Annotated in this window: 17 protein-coding genes and 3 pseudogenes; 16 read left to right on the top strand and 4 right to left on the bottom strand. The window is 59.5% G+C overall.

The annotated features are described in order from the left end of the window. The 16 genes and pseudogenes from JCM12296_RS40265 to JCM12296_RS25830 all read left to right on the top strand — a co-directional run. Positions 1-271: pseudogene (locus JCM12296_RS40265) on the top strand (hypothetical protein); the annotation flags it as partial. Beyond that, the gene (locus tag JCM12296_RS37035) at positions 156-662 is read left to right on the top strand and encodes an adenine deaminase C-terminal domain-containing protein (RefSeq protein WP_172684104.1); all 507 of its coding nucleotides are present in this window, start codon (positions 156-158) and stop codon (positions 660-662) included. The pseudogene JCM12296_RS40265 and the gene JCM12296_RS37035, both read left to right, overlap by 116 nt. Beyond that, entirely contained in the window at positions 659-1,432 is a 774-nt protein-coding gene (locus JCM12296_RS25890; protein WP_054699313.1) for a HAMP domain-containing protein, read from the top strand. Before JCM12296_RS37035 ends, JCM12296_RS25890 begins: the two co-directional genes overlap by 4 nt. Beyond that, complete coding sequence (locus JCM12296_RS25885) at positions 1,429-2,076, top strand: sensor histidine kinase (RefSeq protein ID WP_306304129.1); 648 nt, start codon at positions 1,429-1,431, stop codon at positions 2,074-2,076. The genes JCM12296_RS25890 and JCM12296_RS25885 overlap by 4 nt, the downstream gene beginning before the upstream one ends. Continuing rightward, entirely contained in the window at positions 2,073-3,428 is a 1,356-nt protein-coding gene (locus JCM12296_RS25880; protein WP_054699309.1) for a sigma-54-dependent transcriptional regulator, read from the top strand. The genes JCM12296_RS25885 and JCM12296_RS25880 overlap by 4 nt, the downstream gene beginning before the upstream one ends. A gap of 211 nt (positions 3,429-3,639) precedes the next feature. Beyond that, positions 3,640-4,068 (top strand): universal stress protein, encoded by a 429-nt coding sequence (locus JCM12296_RS25875; protein WP_054699307.1) that lies wholly within the window; start codon positions 3,640-3,642, stop codon positions 4,066-4,068. A gap of 4 nt (positions 4,069-4,072) precedes the next feature. After that, positions 4,073-4,993 carry a sulfite exporter TauE/SafE family protein gene (locus JCM12296_RS25870; protein ID WP_054699305.1) on the top strand — a complete coding sequence of 307 codons (921 nt, stop codon included), beginning with the start codon at positions 4,073-4,075 and terminating at the stop codon, positions 4,991-4,993. Between the two features lies 1 nt (position 4,994). After that, positions 4,995-5,189: a hypothetical protein gene (locus JCM12296_RS25865; RefSeq protein ID WP_054699302.1), complete on the top strand. Its 195-nt coding sequence runs from the start codon at positions 4,995-4,997 to the stop codon at positions 5,187-5,189. Beyond that, entirely contained in the window at positions 5,177-5,779 is a 603-nt protein-coding gene (locus JCM12296_RS25860) for a TIGR02186 family protein (protein WP_083456526.1), read from the top strand. The genes JCM12296_RS25865 and JCM12296_RS25860 overlap by 13 nt, the downstream gene beginning before the upstream one ends. Before the next feature lie 44 nt (positions 5,780-5,823). Next, positions 5,824-6,183 (top strand): hypothetical protein, encoded by a 360-nt coding sequence (locus tag JCM12296_RS25855; RefSeq protein WP_054699297.1) that lies wholly within the window; start codon positions 5,824-5,826, stop codon positions 6,181-6,183. Then, positions 6,156-7,060, top strand: a pseudogene (locus tag JCM12296_RS50850) (PEP/pyruvate-binding domain-containing protein); the annotation flags it as partial. The gene JCM12296_RS25855 and the pseudogene JCM12296_RS50850, both read left to right, overlap by 28 nt. Before the next feature lie 87 nt (positions 7,061-7,147). Further along, a complete protein-coding gene (locus tag JCM12296_RS25845) occupies positions 7,148-8,425 on the top strand; it encodes a PEP-utilizing enzyme (protein ID WP_422699180.1) in 1,278 nt (425 codons plus the stop codon). An 11-nt stretch (positions 8,426-8,436) separates the two neighbouring features. Then, the gene (locus JCM12296_RS25840) at positions 8,437-8,826 is read left to right on the top strand and encodes a response regulator (RefSeq protein WP_054699291.1); all 390 of its coding nucleotides are present in this window, start codon (positions 8,437-8,439) and stop codon (positions 8,824-8,826) included. Between the two features lie 20 nt (positions 8,827-8,846). Beyond that, complete coding sequence (locus JCM12296_RS25835) at positions 8,847-9,182, top strand: hypothetical protein (protein ID WP_054699289.1); 336 nt, start codon at positions 8,847-8,849, stop codon at positions 9,180-9,182. A gap of 500 nt (positions 9,183-9,682) precedes the next feature. Next, entirely contained in the window at positions 9,683-9,847 is a 165-nt protein-coding gene (locus JCM12296_RS38945) for a hypothetical protein (protein WP_157067904.1), read from the top strand. Position 9,848: 1 nt separating this feature from the next. Further along, positions 9,849-11,225, top strand: a complete 1,377-nt coding sequence (locus JCM12296_RS25830) for a cytochrome-c peroxidase (protein ID WP_054699287.1) — start codon at positions 9,849-9,851, stop codon at positions 11,223-11,225. A 264-nt stretch (positions 11,226-11,489) separates the two neighbouring features. Here the strand turns inward: JCM12296_RS25830 and JCM12296_RS25825 are convergent, their stop codons facing one another. The 4 genes and pseudogenes from JCM12296_RS25825 to JCM12296_RS50845 form a co-directional block, all read right to left on the bottom strand. Further along, positions 11,490-12,107 (bottom strand): C39 family peptidase, encoded by a 618-nt coding sequence (locus JCM12296_RS25825; protein WP_054699285.1) that lies wholly within the window; start codon positions 12,105-12,107, stop codon positions 11,490-11,492. Positions 12,108-12,207: 100 nt separating this feature from the next. Further along, positions 12,208-13,812: an acyl-CoA thioesterase gene (locus tag JCM12296_RS25820; RefSeq protein WP_054699283.1), complete on the bottom strand. Its 1,605-nt coding sequence runs from the start codon at positions 13,810-13,812 to the stop codon at positions 12,208-12,210. Continuing rightward, positions 13,782-14,846, bottom strand: coding sequence for a polyketide synthase dehydratase domain-containing protein (locus JCM12296_RS45685; RefSeq protein WP_340147883.1), 1,065 nt, complete (start codon positions 14,844-14,846; stop codon positions 13,782-13,784). The genes JCM12296_RS25820 and JCM12296_RS45685 overlap by 31 nt, the downstream gene beginning before the upstream one ends. 277 nt (positions 14,847-15,123) lie before the next feature. Continuing rightward, a pseudogene (locus JCM12296_RS50845) lies at positions 15,124-15,363 on the bottom strand (KR domain-containing protein); the annotation flags it as partial. Between the last annotated feature and the right edge of the window lie 11 nt (positions 15,364-15,374).

Here is a 15,374-nt window from a genome sequence, read left to right as displayed (position 1 = left end):
CGCCATGCATCTCGATCCCGCCGGCCTCGATTTTTCCATTCCCCTGGAAGGATCGCGCCTGCGCGTCATCCGGGCCATCGCCGACCAGGTGGTCACCCGCTGCGAAATCATGCCGGCCGCCGAACGCGACGGCATGGCCGTCAGTGATCCGGGCCGTGACCTGGTCAAGCTGGCGTGGTGGATCGCCATACGGGAAAGGCCCACATGGGCAAGGGCTTCGTCACCGGCCTGGGCTGAATCGCGGTGCCATCGCCTCCAGCGTGGCCCATGATTCGCACAATATCATCGTCGCCGGGGTCAGCGATGCGGAGATGCGCGCCGCCGTTACGGCGGTCGTCGCCATGGACGGCGGGTTCGGCGCCGTGATGGGTGAGCGCGTCCTGGCCCAACTCCCCTTGCCCGTGGCCGGTCTCATGTCCGATCAACCGCTGGAAACGGTCCGTGACCAAATGGACTGCATGATCGACGCCGCGCAAGCGTTGGGTGCCAGCCTCAGCGATCCCTTCATGACCCTGGGGTTTCTGGCCCTGCCGGTCATTCCCGATCTGAAACTGACCGACCAGGGTTGGTGGACGTCACCCGCTTTGAGATCGTGCCGTTGTTCGTCTGAAACCCGGCCCGGGAACGGTTTCAACCCCATCGCCCATCGAGGTTTCTCATGAAAACCATTCGCGGCAAAATCGTTGTTTTTTTCACCTTGTGTCTGGCCGTGGCCGGGGTCCTGGCCCTCTTGTACTACCAAAACGCCCTGTCGCTGCGGCAAAAAATCTATGCCATCGAACGCTTCGACGATCTTTTGAACGATGTCCTCGAACTGCGCCGCTATGAAAAAAACATCGTCTTTTTCCGGGATGCGGACAGCCTCAAGGAAGCGATGGCCTACCTGAAGCGGGTCGGCGACGATTACAACGGGCTGAAGGAAGACATCCGCGGTATCACCGGCAGCAAGGCGCCCCTGGTGTTCGAAAAAAATCTGGCCAATTACCGCCAGATCCTCGATGCAACCATCGCCCCCGGCGGCGGTGATCCGCTGCATGAGGAGCACTTGCGCGCCGAGGGGAAAAGCCTGGTCGATTTCGCCCAACTGCTGATCCAGAAAAAACGCCACCGCATCGACCAGGCCTTGAAACGGGTGCTGATCATCCCCCTGGCCAGCATCGTCTTTCTGATCGTTCTGGCCTTCGTGATCTCCCGCTTTGTCACCACGGGCATTCTCAAGCCGCTCCTTTTGCTGGAAAGCGCCACGGAAAAAGTGGCCCGGGAGACGTTTACGCCGATCTCCTATGAAAAGGACCGCAAGGACGAGATCACGCACCTGATCGCCTCTTTCAACAAAATGGTGGCCGAACTCGATTCCCGGCAGGAGCAGCTGATCCAGTCACGCAAGCTGGCCGCCATCGGCACGTTTACTTCCGGCATCGCCACGAGCTGAACAATCCACTGAACAACATCGCCCTCACCGCCGAGGCCCTGATCGAAAGCGACGCCGAGACCTCGCCCGAGGAAATCAGCGAAATGCTCGACGATATCCTCACCCAGTCGGACCGGGCCAGCCAGGTGGTCAAAAACCTCCTTGAATTCTCACGCACCGAGCGGCCCACCTTCAGTACCATCGACATCCGCGAGGTGATCGATCGCACCCTGTCCCTGATCAAGAATCAACTGGCCGTGGACAACATCCGCATCGAAAAAGATATCGCGCCGGACCTGCCCACCATTCGCGGCAAGCTGCAGGATCTGCAACAAGCCCTGGTCAATCTTCTCCTGAACGCCATCCAGGCGATGCCGTCAGGCGGCGTGATCACCCTGCATGCCGGACGCGGCCCCCAGGGTCGGCTCAAGATCGATGTGTCCGACACCGGCACGGGCATCGCACCGGAGGCCATGGAACGGATTTTCGATCCCTTCTACACGACCAAGAGTGCCAATCAGGGGACGGGCCTGGGCCTGTCGATCGTCTACAACATCGTCCGCACCCACGGGGGCAGCATCGACGTCCATAGCGACCTGGGCCGGGGAACCACCTTTTCGATTGTGCTCCCGGTGCCTGCCGACGGAAAGGTCACCACAACATGAATTATCGCGTCGCCGTTGTCGATGACGAGAAAATCGTCTGCCAGCGTCTCCAGGCGGTCCTGGAGAAAGATGGCTATGCGACCGAAACCTTCCTGTCGGGCAAGCCTTTTCTCGCGCGCATGAAAACCTATCCCTTTGATATCGTTTTTCTCGACCTGGCGCTTCCCGATATCACCGGCGATGAAATTCTCGTCCACCTATCGGGCCGGCATGCCGAAACGGCGGTGATCATCATCACCGGGCATGGCTCCATCGATTCGGCCATCGACGCCATCAAAAAAGGTGCCCACCACTACATCACCAAACCCTTCAAACTCGAGGAGATCCGCGTGCTGGCCGACGGGGCGCGCGAGAAAATCGCCCTGCGCCGCGAAAACCGCCGGTTGCGTGAACAGGTGAGCGGCGGTGACGAACTGCTCGAAGGGTTCATCGGCACCAGCCCGGCCATGCAGGAATTGTTCGCCATGATCAAGAAGGTCGCCATGGTGGACTGCAACGTCCTGCTCCAGGGCGAAAGCGGTACGGGCAAGGAACTGGTGGCCAAATCGATCCACCGCCTGAGCCCCCGCCGTGACGCACCCTTCGTCTCCTTCAACTGCGGCGGGTTTACCGAGGAACTCATCAGCAGCGAATTGTTCGGTTATGAAAAAGGCGCCTTCACCGGTGCCGTGCTGACCAAAGCCGGCCTGCTCGAGACCGCCGCCGGAGGCACGGTATTCCTGGATGAAATCGGTGAAATGCCCATGTCCATGCAGGTCAAGCTCCTGCGCGTGTTGCAGGAAAAACGCATCCTGCGGGTCGGCGGCACCCGGCCGGTGGACCTGGATATCCGCATCGTGGCCGCCTCCAACCGGGATATCAAGCAGGCCTGCCTGGAGGGAATCTTTCGCGAGGATCTTTTCTACCGGCTCAACGTGGTCACCCTTCAGCTGCCGCGCCTGAGTGAACGCAAAAACGACATTCCGCTGTTGATCGCCGCCTTTATCGCCAAGTACAGCCGGCCCTTCGGCAAGGCGGTCAAGGCCATCGCCCCCCAGGCCCTGGATATCCTGATGCGCTATCACTTCCCCGGAAATGTTCGCGAACTCGAAAACATCATCCAGCGCGCCATCGCCCTGACCGATGGGGAAACCATCGGCGAGCGGGAACTGCCGGACGACTTGCAGAAACTGGAGATCGACATGATCGACGGGGAGGGGCTCCAGACCCTCGCGGCAGTGGAACGCCGGCATATCGCCGCCGTCCTGGAAAAGACCGGCGGCAACAAAAGCCTCGCCAGCAAGATCCTCGACCTGCCCCGGACCACCTTGTGGCGCAAGATCAAGCAGTACCGCCTGACCCACAAAAAATAGCCCCGGCCTACGTTCCATATTGAAACACAGGATTCTCCGATCCACAACACTTCTATCTGTTATTATTTGATATTCATATTTACCCGCCTTTTTTGTTTCAAATTGGAACTGAACACCCCAAAATCGGTTCATAAATATCGTAACAATTTGTTATTTATGTATTTTTATACATGGCGCGCTCCTTGCTGAAAGCTTCCAGAAGGAGAATGTCATGGAGTGTATCCTCGCCGCCATGGATCCAACCCGAACGCATCTTTTCGCCGGCATCCATGCCCTGAATCTCGCCAAGCGCATCAGCGCCAGGGTTTCCTTTTTGCTAATCTTCCCCGAAACCGCGCCGCCAGCCAATCCTTCCGCCGTGACCCCCGGCGCCGCCACGACCCGGCGCCTCGACCATCTGATCCATGAAGCCCGCACCAATGGCATTCCAACGGAACACCACACCACGTTTGGAAATTTCGAGAATGAACTGGTGCGCCATGTCCAGGAAAACCGGGTGACCCTGGTGGTGGTCGAATCCGCCGCCGGCACGGACACCGCCGGTGTTGACAGGCACCTCCTCGACCGCCTGCGGCACCGGCTCGGCTGCCGCATCGAAGTGGTCAACGCAAAACCGAAGACGCCGAAAAGAAAGGAATAGAACCGTGTGGCACCTCTATCTACCGATTGCGGGAAACAGCGTAAACATCCTTCTGATCTTCGCCATGGGAGGCTTTGTCGGACTGTTGTCCGGAATCTTTGGCGTTGGCGGCGGGTTCTTGATGACCCCGCTATTGATCATGGTCGGAATCCCGCCGACCGTGGCCGCGGCCTCGGATTCCAACCAGATTGTGGGCGCTTCCACCTCCGGCACGCTGGCCCACTACCGCATGGGTAACGTCGATTTCAAGATGGGCATCATCCTCTTGGTGGGCGGGGTGCTGGGCGGCACTCTCGGGGTTCAGCTCATCAAGGTCTTAAGGCACATGGGCAACGCCGATTTCCTGATCCAGATCACCTATGTGGTCATGCTCGGCTTCGTCGGCGCCTACATGTTCATCGAGAGCCTCCAGGGGATTCGCGGCGTGAAACCGGCCGCGCCCCCGACCGGCGGCGAATCCGGGTATGCCCGGCTGGTCAAACACCTGCCCTGGCAGACCCGCTTCGAGAAATCCGGGATTGAACTCTCCATCCTCATGCCCCTGGTCCTGGGGGTCTTCGTCGGTGTGCTGGCGGCCATCATGGGAGTCGGCGGCGGGTTCATCATGGTGCCGGTCATGGTCTACCTCTTGCGCATGCCCATGCATGTGGTCGTCGGTACCAGCCTTTTCCAGATCCTTTTCACCTGCATCGATGTCACCATCATGCAGGCCAACACCAACCACACCGTGGATTTCGTCCTGGCCCTGATCCTGTTGATCGGCTCGACCCTGGGCGCCCAGTTCGGCGCCAAGATCAGTCGCCACCTCAAAGGCGATCAACTCAAGATCATCCTGGCATCCCTGGTTCTTTTGGTCATGGCCAAAATGCTTGTCGGCCTGTTGGTCAAACCTGAAATTCTGCTGAGTTATATCGGAGGGCATTGACGTGAAAACAACCATCCTCACCCTGGCGCTCCTGTTCCTGGTCGGCTTGGCCGAGCCCCTCTATTCGGCCGAAGCCGCCATCCATCTCGGCGTCAGCCTGCACCCCAGCCACATCCAGATCGGCGCCGACTTCAACGGGGCGCAGATCGCCGTTACCGGTCGGGTGCCGTCCGGCGCCAGCGCCTGGTCCGGCTGACCGGTCCCCCGGAAGACCGCCATCTCAAGCAAAAGGGGCGCGCCCTGGGCGTGCTGTGGATGAATCTGGGATCGGTGGAAATATCCAACGTACCCAGCGTCTTTCTCCTCTATTTGCCGAAAGCCGATGCGCCGTCGCCCGCCAAGAGGCCGCCGGCATGGCAGTCTCTGGGGCTCGGCCTCAAAGGGCTGGCGGCAAAGGCCGCCATCGTGGCCGCGGATACCGATCAGGCGACCATCTTCAATGAGTTCGTGAAGCTGAAGGAGAAATCCGGTCTATACGGGGTGATGCCCAACGTTGTTCATTACGGCCCGGATGATGGCATCCAGAAAACCTTCCAGGCGACGCTGGCGCTGCCGGCAGCGTTGCCCCAGGGCGATTACCACATCGCGGTTCTGGCCATCCAGGACGGCGCCGTCAGCACATCGGCAATCCAGACGATCGATGCCCGCGAAACCGGCATGCCGGCCTGGATCTCGGCCATGGCCTTCAACCATGGCACGCTCTACGGGGTCCTGGCCGTCGTGGTGGCGGTCATTGCCGGGCTCACCACCGGCATCCTGTTCAAGGACAAAGGCGGTGCCCACTGATTTGATTTTCCGGCAATGACGGCAGATGAAAGGTTCGGATAGGGATGATGACGAACTGGATGACCCATTTGACCGACCGGATGTTCATGCGGCGGCAACCGCGTGAGTCGGTCTCCTTTGTCGCGCTGTTCCAGACGTTCAAACACATCCTGACACTCAACAACCAAATTCTCGAAAGCATCGCCGACATGGGCGACAAGCTGGGCGGCGACTATGTTTTCGACCGGCAGTATATCCGTGCGTCGAGCCGGCAGGTGGGTCTGCTGGTGGATGAACTGATCTACCATTCAATATCCTGGCGCCGCAGAAATACCGCTCCCTGGATACCATCGCCCGTCGCATTCGCCGTGATATCGAAGAGGAGTTGGCCGGCCGGGTGGTTATTCCGCAGACCGAATATGTGATCCCCTACGACATCGTCACCAGCGACCTGGATGATGTGGTGGGCGGCAAAAACGCCCATATCGCCGAAATCCGCAACCGCCTGGGAATCGCCGTCCCGGAAGGGTTCGCCATCACCACGCGGGCATATCAGTGTTTTCTGGATCACAACCAACTTCAAGCGCCGCTGTCCGAAATCTTGAGCGACTGGCAGGCGGGCCGGATCGCATTGGACGCCGCCTCCGCCAAGCTGCTGGATCGCTTTGCCGCCAGCACCCTGCCGCCGCCGCTGACCCGCGCCATCAAACGGGCCCTCAAACCGCTGCAGCAAAAAATGGCCGCCGGCACCTGCTTCTGGCCGTGCGCAGCAGCGCCATGGGAGAGGACGGCGAGCACTCCTTTGCCGGCCAGTACCGCAGCCTGCTGAACCAAACGCCCCAGGATCTCCTGGAATCCTACAAGACCGTGCTGGCCAGCGCCTTTTCGCCATCGGCCATGGCCTACCGGCAACAAAAAGGCATTGCCGAAGCGGAAGTCGCCATGGCCGTGGCCTGCCAGGAGATGATCGACGCCACGGTGAGCGGTGTGCTCTATTCCCTGGACCCAAGCTCGCCCAGCCACGACACCATGACGATCTCGGCGGCCTGGGGCCTTGGCGGGCCAATCGTGGACGGCACCATGGAAGCCGACCGGTTTACGGTCTCCCGGGAATTTCCGCATTCCGTGGTGCAGCGTGAGATCGTCCCCAAGCCTCGTCAACTGGTGTCTGATCCGGCCGGTGGATGCACCGATCATTCCGTGGACGAAGCCGACCAGATGCGCCCTGCCCTCTCCGACGATCAGGTGAAAGCCCTGGCGGAAACCGCCCTGGTCATCGAACGCTATTTCAAATGCCCCCAGGATATCGAGTGGGCCTTCGATCAACAGGGCCGTCTGGTGATCCTGCAGGCCCGGGCACTGAACATCGCGCTTCACGTACCGCCGGCGATGTGCGACATCGCTTCGCTCAGCGACCGGCACCCGGTCATTTTCTCCGGCCGGGGCATCATCGTTCAAAACGGCATCGCCACGGGCAAGGCGTTCATCGTGCGCAACGACAAGGATTTAAATCGGTTTCCCAACGGTTCGATCCTGGTGGCCAAGAAGACTTCACCCCGCTACGCCAAGGTCGCCTGCAAGGCCAGCGGCATCATCACCGACGTGGGCAGCGCCACCGGCCACATGGCCACGATCGCCCGGGAGTTCCGCATCCCGACCGTGGTCAACACCCACATGGCCACCGCGCTTCTCACAACGGGCCAGGAGATCACCCTCGATGCCCAGGAAAACATCGTCTATGAAGGCCGTATCCAGGCGCTTTGCTATTATGGCTTCATGGAAGAGGCCTTCGAGGAAACCTACGAGTACCGGCTCCTGCGACGGATTCTGAAAAAGATCACCCCCTTGAATCTGGTGGACCCCCACGCCAGGAATTTTACGCCCCAGGCGTGCCGCAGCTTCCACGACATCACCCGTTTCATTCACGAAAAAGCCGTGGAGGAGCTGGCCAATCTCAACTACCAGCACCGCTGGCATGACGAAACCGCCAGCCGCAAACTCGCCCTCGATATCCCCTTGGACCTGGTCGTCATCGACATCAACAACGGCCTCGGCGAAACGGAAAACGAATCGGAAACGGATGGGCACGCCCGCGTCACCCGCGACCAAATCCGCTCGGTTCCGATGAAGGCGTTCCTGGACGGGCTTTGTGCACCGGGAGTGTGGAGCCGGGAACCCATGTCCGTGGATTTCAGCAGCTTCATGTCCAGCCTGACGCGGACGTTTTCCTCGCACGTGGTGAATCCCCAGCAGGTGGGCCAGAACCTGGCCGTCATCTCCGAGAACTATGCCAACATCAATTTGCGGCTGGGCTACCATTTCAACCTGATCGACGCCTACATCGGTGAACAGATCAATGACAACTACGCGTATTTCCGGTTCATGGGGGGTGTCACCGACCCCCAGCGCCGCTCCCGCCGGGCGCGGTTGATCTATGAAACCCTGGCACAGTACGATTTCAACGTGGACCTGCGGGGAGATTTGGTCATCGGACGCATCAAGAAGCTCGACGCCCGGTGGATGGCCAAAAAAATGGTTCTTCTGGGTCGCCTGGTCGGCTTCACGCGCCAGTTGGACGTCAAGATGACCAGTGATGCCCAGGTCGGCGCCTTTGCCAGGGAATTTAAAAAACAGCTTAAGATGGACCAACCGATCAAAGGTGGATGAAGGGAGAAACCATGATCAAGGAAACAAAAACCGGGATTCTGGTTCTCGACGACGAGACCATTGTTCTCAAGCGGCTGAGACCGGCGCTGGAAAAGGCGGGATATGCCGTGGAGGTGTTCTCGCGCTCGGCGGAGGCCTTCAATCGCATCCAGCAGGCCACCTTCGATATCGTCATCACCGATCTCAAGATGGATGGCCTGGACGGCATGCAGTTTCTGACCGAGGTCAAGGATCGCTCCCCGAAGACGGAAGTCATCGTCATCACGGGGTTCGCCACCATGGAAACGGCCCGGGAGTCGTTCCAGAAAGGCGTCTTCGACTTTTTGGTCAAACCGTTCAAGCTGGGAGAAATTCTCGAGACCGTCAAACGGGCGGAAGCCAAGATCCACCCATCGTCCTGAACACCAAAAAAGGAAGAAAAGTGGAAGCGGCGGAAAACGAGAAATATCCTCCCGGCATGTTCTATTGCGAATACACCACCAACGACCGGGCGCCATCGATGACCAACGTCACGGACGCCCCGCAACCCGAAGAAGCCGAGGGACGCCGGCTTATCGAAGCCGCGATCGATCATCTGGCCACAAACGGCTGGACACCCGAGGCAAGCTGGATCATCCGCGATCGCCCCCAGCAAATCGGCGTGAACCTCGGCGCCTATGGTCTGGTCGGCACCCGTCTGCCACAAAGCCCCCATCAGCGGGACCTGACCATCGATCTGCTCAGCCGGGTGTCATCGGCGACTCTGCTGGTTAAATAGCCACCCCCCCTTTTTCACACTATAAATGAGGAGGCAGAACCCATGCAGATACTCGTGGCCCTTGACCTACATCCATACAGTGCCCATGCGAAGGAGTTACCTGTTGCCTGGACCACGATCAGGTCAGCCAAGCGTCACTGGAAATGATCAACCAGATGGTCACCCGTCACCAGGCGCAGCTGACCCTTATTGGCATAGCCGAGCACGAAAACCTGAAAGCCACGATAGCGGCCAGGATGAAACGAATCCTGACCTAATTTTTATATTTTTTAATCCGACAAAAAAGTCGTGTAACCTTTTCACCGCCCATTCGTTCTGTATCTGTCTACTAGGCGTTTTTTCTTTTTGCCAGACGTCTCTTCTCAGATAATTGGTCGCCTTTGCTCTGGACGATTCAAATCCCGGAAAGGAGGTGAGAACTTCTATTTGCGCATATCGCGCCCTTATCAACAATTCATTCTAAATCGATTAAAAGGAGGTCTGGAATAAGGAGGTCTGGAATGCGGAAGAAATTCATCCTTGGCTTCGTGCTGCTGATGGTCCTGGTCCTGTCGGCCGCAACGGCCAGCGCATTGACCGACATGGAAAAACTGGGCGGCCTGATCTATCGGGACACCGACCTGTCCGCCAACTACAACCAACTAATGAGACTGAAAGGGAGATAAGATGCTTAAAAAGAACTTGTTTTTCCCCATTGCCGTGGCGTCGCTTTTTCTTGCCTCGACCGTGATGGCGGGTAATCTTGACAATATGGAAGTCCTGGGAAAAAAGCTATACACTGACACCAAGCTATCCTTGAACGAAAACCAATCCTGTCAGACCTGCCACCACCCAGCGGCCAAGTTCGCCGACCCCCAGAACCGGATGGATCCGGTGATGTTTCCGGTATCGGACGGTTCGGATCCAACCTTGTTCGGCGGCCGCAACGCCCCCACGGCCGCGTATGCGGGATTCAGCCCACAAATGGACTGCGCGTTTGTTGGTGGAGAACTTTTCTGCACCGGCGGGTTGTTCTGGGATGGGCGGGCGACCGGCGTGGAAAATACCGACACGGGCGGCATCGAGGTGACAGTTAACGATGTACCAACACCAACAGGCCCCACCTACGATCCGCTGGCCGATCAGGCCAAAGGCCCCTTTCAGAATCCGGTCGAGATGGGGCTGACACCGGATGAACTCGTCGCCAAGGTCAGGACCAACCACTACGAAAAGCTGTTCAAGAATGCGTTCGGAGCTGACTACAACTTTTGGGGGATCCCCGGGAATGAGCTCTACAATGATATTGCCTTCGCCATCGCCACCTACGAACGCTCCCTGGATCTCAACAAGTTTTCTTCAAAGTTTGACCAGTTCGCTGCCGAACAAGGGTTCGACGTCAGCACGATCGTCTTAAGTCCAGACGGCGTGGTCGTCGACGCCGCCGGAAATCCAATCACCTCTACGGTATTCTCAGCGATGGAACTGGAAGGCCTGGCGCTCTTCAACAGCCCGAATGACAACATCGGCGAGATTGCCGACCCCAACGAGGGCGGAAACTGCGCCGCGTGTCATCCCAGCGGACCGATCGCCACACCGACGGATTCGCAAGGCATGACGCTGTTCACGGATTTTAGCTATGACAATCTGGGCGTGCCCGTCAATCCGACTGCCAATACGCTGCACTATGGCAGCGCCAACCCTGAAGATTGGAATACGGATCTGGGGCTCTACGGCACGGTAACCGGACTGTTGGGGTACACTGATGCTCAGGCTGCGGGCACGGAAGGCCTGTTCAAGGTCTCGACGCTCCGCAACATCGCCCTGACGCCCCCCTACACCCACAACGGTTTTTTCCCGACCCTGACGGATATCGTCAATTTCTATAACGATAGAGCGGGTTACTATAGCACCACGACAACAGCGGCGGAAATTCCGGAAACCGTCAATATTACGGAGGTTGGCAATCTGGGATTGAGTGCACAGCAGTCGATGCGTTGGTCGCTTTCCTGCATACACTTACCGACAGCAGCCTGTAACACCGATCACCGGTTGGCGGTAGGATAAAAAAAGAGCATTGCCGGAGGTGGCGGCAATGCTCTTTTGCATGTGCCGGCATGGTGTAAATCGCCCGACCGTATGGTTCAACAGGTACACCTGAGGTGATCGGTCGAAGCGGCCGGGTACCGCGATCCCTTCACCAGTACACGGATCAACCCCGCCCGACGACTCCACTTCCCACGTCATGCATCCTTCATCCGCGCAAATTGCTGTTCGTTGACCTCGGTGCCCCACTGGGCGCCTTTTTGCCTGTCGTCATCGGACCCAAAATCAGTCCACTTGCAGCCAGTAGGGAGCGAAAGAGCCCGTTCCATGACTGCCTTCACGGGTGGCCGACACGTAGGTACTGCTGGTCCCATTCAGGGTCGTCCCACCATAATACGGATCCAGAATGGTGAGCCGGGTATATCCCCGGAATCCCCCGAAAAGCCCTTTTCGATGATGCTCGCTGCCCGCGATCACGATCCAGTGACCACCGCCGCCATGCCATTGCACCAGAACGATGATCGGCCTTGCGGAGGACGCGCTACGCATCGCTTTCCGCAGACTTGTGCCATCGTTGCCATGCGGGGTGTTGGCAATCCCGAACTGGGCCAAGGCATGGCCGAGAGCATTAATATAAGTGCCCGAGCTGTGGTATTCATCGGGTGCCACAAGCCCCACTTGGTGGAAAATGGTGGGCTTGAAGCCAGACCGGTCACGAGTTGACTTGGCATATGCCCCCTGGGGCATATTGCTCTGGATGGAGGTCGACGTGGGTTTTGACCCGTCAATCATATTGACAATCATCGCGCAGCAGCACGGTCCACAGTCCGCCTCTTCCTCCTGAAAGAGAATGTTAAATGTATTTCCGGCCACTACCTGTGTCCGCCAAATGCCATCAGCCATGGTCTATCTCCTGTTGGTTGTAAGTTTGCGCGCCGTGCCACAGATCAAGAGCAAAGGATACCGGCGATTTGTTGAAAGAAAGAAAATGGATCACGACCGGTTACCCTCCGGACGTTCGCCGGATCGCCGTCTCAAAGGCCGCCCACACCCGGTCGGGAAAAGGCGCGGCCACGGCCCGGCCCGTTCGGTCGCGCATCACCCATACGGCGCGATGCATGCCGTAGGCGATCTTCACCCGGCTGCCGTCCGGCTCAATACGGAAGTAATCCACGTGAAAGGTCACGCTGCACCGGCGCAATTCCTTTACCGCCAGGGTCAGCACCAGGCGATCGAAGGGCATGGCCTCACGCAGGTGATCGACACGGCTCTCCAGGGTCAGCAGCTCGCCCTTCTCGCCGATACCATGGTAGTAGTCGGGAATCAGTTCATAGAAAAACCGGTCGCGGACCTGACCCTGCCAGTCGTAGTAGTTGGCGTAGTAGATGTTTCCCACCAGGTTGGCGTGGGCCAGGGTGGTTTCGAAGGTCTGCTCGCGCACGATGGGCCGCACCTCGGGCCCCGAGGGCGCCTGATAGATCGGTGTGTCGTCCTCCGTATCGAAGAGGTGCGCCAGGGACTCCTCCATGGGCTCCGGCGTATCCGGCGCGTCGAAACGGGGGCACATATCCTCGATGAACTGACCGTAATAAGCCGGATAGGGGGCCACTTTGGCCACGCCGGGCCCCAAAATCTCCACCCAGGTGGTCTGCAGCCGGCAGAAGGCCAGACGCTGGAACCGGCCGCCGGGAAGCATGCGGCGAAAATCGTAGGAGAGCGTCATGGTGGAGTTCTCAGGGCCGCTGTTGTCCGAGACCCACATGAGAATTTCGATCTGATCGCTGGTACGGCCCTCGCCGAGAATTTTCAGGTGGCCATAGTTGGTCACCCCGCCCCAGCGGCCGCTGGCAAACTGCTCGGACATGCGCGCCAACACCGGCCAGGCCGAGGCCTCGCGGGTGTTGCCCATCCATTTGATGAAGTTGGCAAAATAGATCGTCCGGCTGAGATTGGCACTCGGTTGAAAGGTCACCGGCAACCGTTGAACGAATACCAGTTGTCCCTGGGGACCGCCTTCGATCATCTCAAAAGGCCGGGTTTTGTAGAGCGGCTCGTAGCCCGGATAGTCGGCGGTAAGCAGGTCGTCGGGCACCCGCGGAACCACTTCGCCGTTCACCGTAAAGGCCAAAATCAGCGGCACCCCCCAGGTCAGGCGAATGGCCAGGGTCAGAATCTGGATGCCGTCGTCGGTGGTGAAACGCACGGCCGTCTCCGCACGCCCGGAAACGGTGAGGGGCGCGTTGACCGGGCCGCCGGCCTTGACCAGGGTTTCCGTGGCGGCCCAGATGCGCGTGCCGGCCTGGTCCAGGGAATCCCCGTCCATGACCAGGCTTTCCAGAAGGGCGCTGCGAGCGCTGCCCAAAAGGCCGATCCAACCGGCCCGGTCCCTGGGGGTGATGGCGGCCAGATCGCAGCCCACCGGCCCGGGACCGCAGACGCAGCAACAGTAGCGGTCTTCATGGGAAAGGGAGACATCCAAGACATCGGCCGTCACACCGGTCACCATGGGCTTGCCGTCTTCCCGCCAGGCAACGGAGATGGCATCGGCGCCCAGGTCATACTGCGCGGCAACCGCCGTCAGTGTCCGGGCCAGAAGCGGTTTTTCCATCTCTTGGCGATCGGCCTTGGCATGCTCGTGGAGACCGGGGATGCAGGCCAGGGCCAGGTAGGGGGGGTAAGTGAAAAATGCCGGCAGGCCTGGACAATCGCCTGATCGATCAGCTGGCGATCGCGCATCTCGGGTGAAACCAGATCCCCCACGCGCGGATAGTCGTCATGGTGCTTGAGAATCCGCAAACGGTAGTCGTCGAGCACGGCCATCACGGTTCCTGCGTCATCGACGGCGCTCACCCGGTAGACCAGATCCTGGGTTTCCCGCCGGATCAGCTCCGTGCGCACGGTGGCGGTCCGGGTATCGCCGAAGAAAGCCGGATAGAGATCCAGACGACCGATGGAGATCGGCAGGCTGGTATCCTGGGGAACCAAAAGGGCCGCGCTCTGCAGCAAGGTATCGGTGAAAAAGGCATCGCCCAGGGCAAGACCGCCTGCCGTCATGGGCCGGTCAAAAGCGGCCACCGCGCATTCCGGCGGTGCCTGAACCCGGGAGCGGAAGAGGGTCTGGCCGCTATCTTCGCCGTCCTGCCGGATCGACCAGACGGTCTGGATACCCTGAAAGCGCGGCCCCTGGAAAAGCAGGGTCTGGCGATACAGGTCGGTGCCGGGATCCAGCGGCAGCGGCGCCTGTGGCAAGGCGAACGAAATCGCCGGCGGATCATCCGAAAAATCCAGAACCAGGGTGGCCGAGAAGAAATCACTCTGCACGCCGGCGCCCTGCTTGACGATGCCGGCTTGAACGATTTGGCGACCGTCGTCCGATTTCTCGGCCAGGACCGCCCGGACGATGATCTCGGCGCCCTGCTCCGGATCGACGGTAATGGGTCGCGACAATTGGACGTCGCGGAACTGCACCTGTGAAAAGGTATCCAGACCACACAGGTATCGGGCGACCTGGGCCATGGCCTCCAGGCCGAACACCGTGGGGAAGAGATAGGACCCCTGGAATTGGTGATCCATGAGGTAGGGATCGGATTCGAGGGTCAGTCGGGTGGAAAAAACCGCCTCCACCCCGGGAGTCATATGCACGCGCCGATCCAGAAAACGGATCTTCGGGGATATCGGGCAGGTCATAATGCCAGGTATCCAGTCCTCCCATGCGGGCGGTCACCACCACCTGCCGGTAGCCCGGGTGGTGGGTAAAGAGATTGACAAACCGGCCGACACCTTCGGGGGTGGGAATCGCATCGATGCCTTTTTCGCGCAGGGTGCTCACGCTTCCCATGCGCGCCCCCATGCCTTCGTCGCGCCAGACGCCGTAGGCGATGGTCATCACCTCGGTCTGCGGATGGGTCGCGGCAAAACCGCGCAAGGCCAGGTCCATCGCCTCATTGGAAAAACCGTACCAGCCGTTGCCGGGCATCCCGGTGATACCGATGATCGACCCCATGGCCATGATCAGGCGGGGCGGTTTGGCTTCCAGCGCGTCCATCAGATGCAGGAGGCCCAGCACCTTGGGCGCGGTTTCGGCAAACGCCTGCTCCGGCTTGACCTGCCCGGTGAGGCGGGGCCGGTTGAGGCCGGCACCGTGAATGATGCCCGTCAACGGGCCGAACC

This window comes from Desulfosarcina cetonica JCM 12296, from assembly GCF_001311845.1.
GTDB classification, from domain to species: Bacteria; Desulfobacterota; Desulfobacteria; order Desulfobacterales; family Desulfosarcinaceae; genus Desulfosarcina; species Desulfosarcina cetonica.
The sequence above is the reverse complement of the archived record's forward strand: the minus strand, read 5'-3'. Positions and strand labels throughout refer to the sequence as shown.

What these genes read in the sequence shown, in the direction of transcription:
- JCM12296_RS25890 (WP_054699313.1), top strand. Translation starts at nt 659, where the DNA reads ATGAAAACCATTCGCGGCAAAATCGTTGTTTTTTTCACCTTGTGTCTG.
- JCM12296_RS25880 (WP_054699309.1), top strand. Translation starts at nt 2,073, where the DNA reads ATGAATTATCGCGTCGCCGTTGTCGATGACGAGAAAATCGTCTGCCAG.
- JCM12296_RS25875 (WP_054699307.1), top strand. Translation starts at nt 3,640, where the DNA reads ATGGAGTGTATCCTCGCCGCCATGGATCCAACCCGAACGCATCTTTTC.
- JCM12296_RS25855 (WP_054699297.1), top strand. Translation starts at nt 5,824, where the DNA reads ATGATGACGAACTGGATGACCCATTTGACCGACCGGATGTTCATGCGG.
- JCM12296_RS25845 (WP_422699180.1), top strand. Translation starts at nt 7,148, where the DNA reads ATGTGCGACATCGCTTCGCTCAGCGACCGGCACCCGGTCATTTTCTCC.
- JCM12296_RS25840 (WP_054699291.1), top strand. Translation starts at nt 8,437, where the DNA reads ATGATCAAGGAAACAAAAACCGGGATTCTGGTTCTCGACGACGAGACC.
- JCM12296_RS38945 (WP_157067904.1), top strand. Translation starts at nt 9,683, where the DNA reads ATGCGGAAGAAATTCATCCTTGGCTTCGTGCTGCTGATGGTCCTGGTC.
- JCM12296_RS25830 (WP_054699287.1), top strand. Translation starts at nt 9,849, where the DNA reads ATGCTTAAAAAGAACTTGTTTTTCCCCATTGCCGTGGCGTCGCTTTTT.
- JCM12296_RS25825 (WP_054699285.1), bottom strand. Translation starts at nt 12,107, where the DNA reads ATGGCTGATGGCATTTGGCGGACACAGGTAGTGGCCGGAAATACATTT.
- JCM12296_RS25820 (WP_054699283.1), bottom strand. Translation starts at nt 13,812, where the DNA reads ATGGAAAAACCGCTTCTGGCCCGGACACTGACGGCGGTTGCCGCGCAG.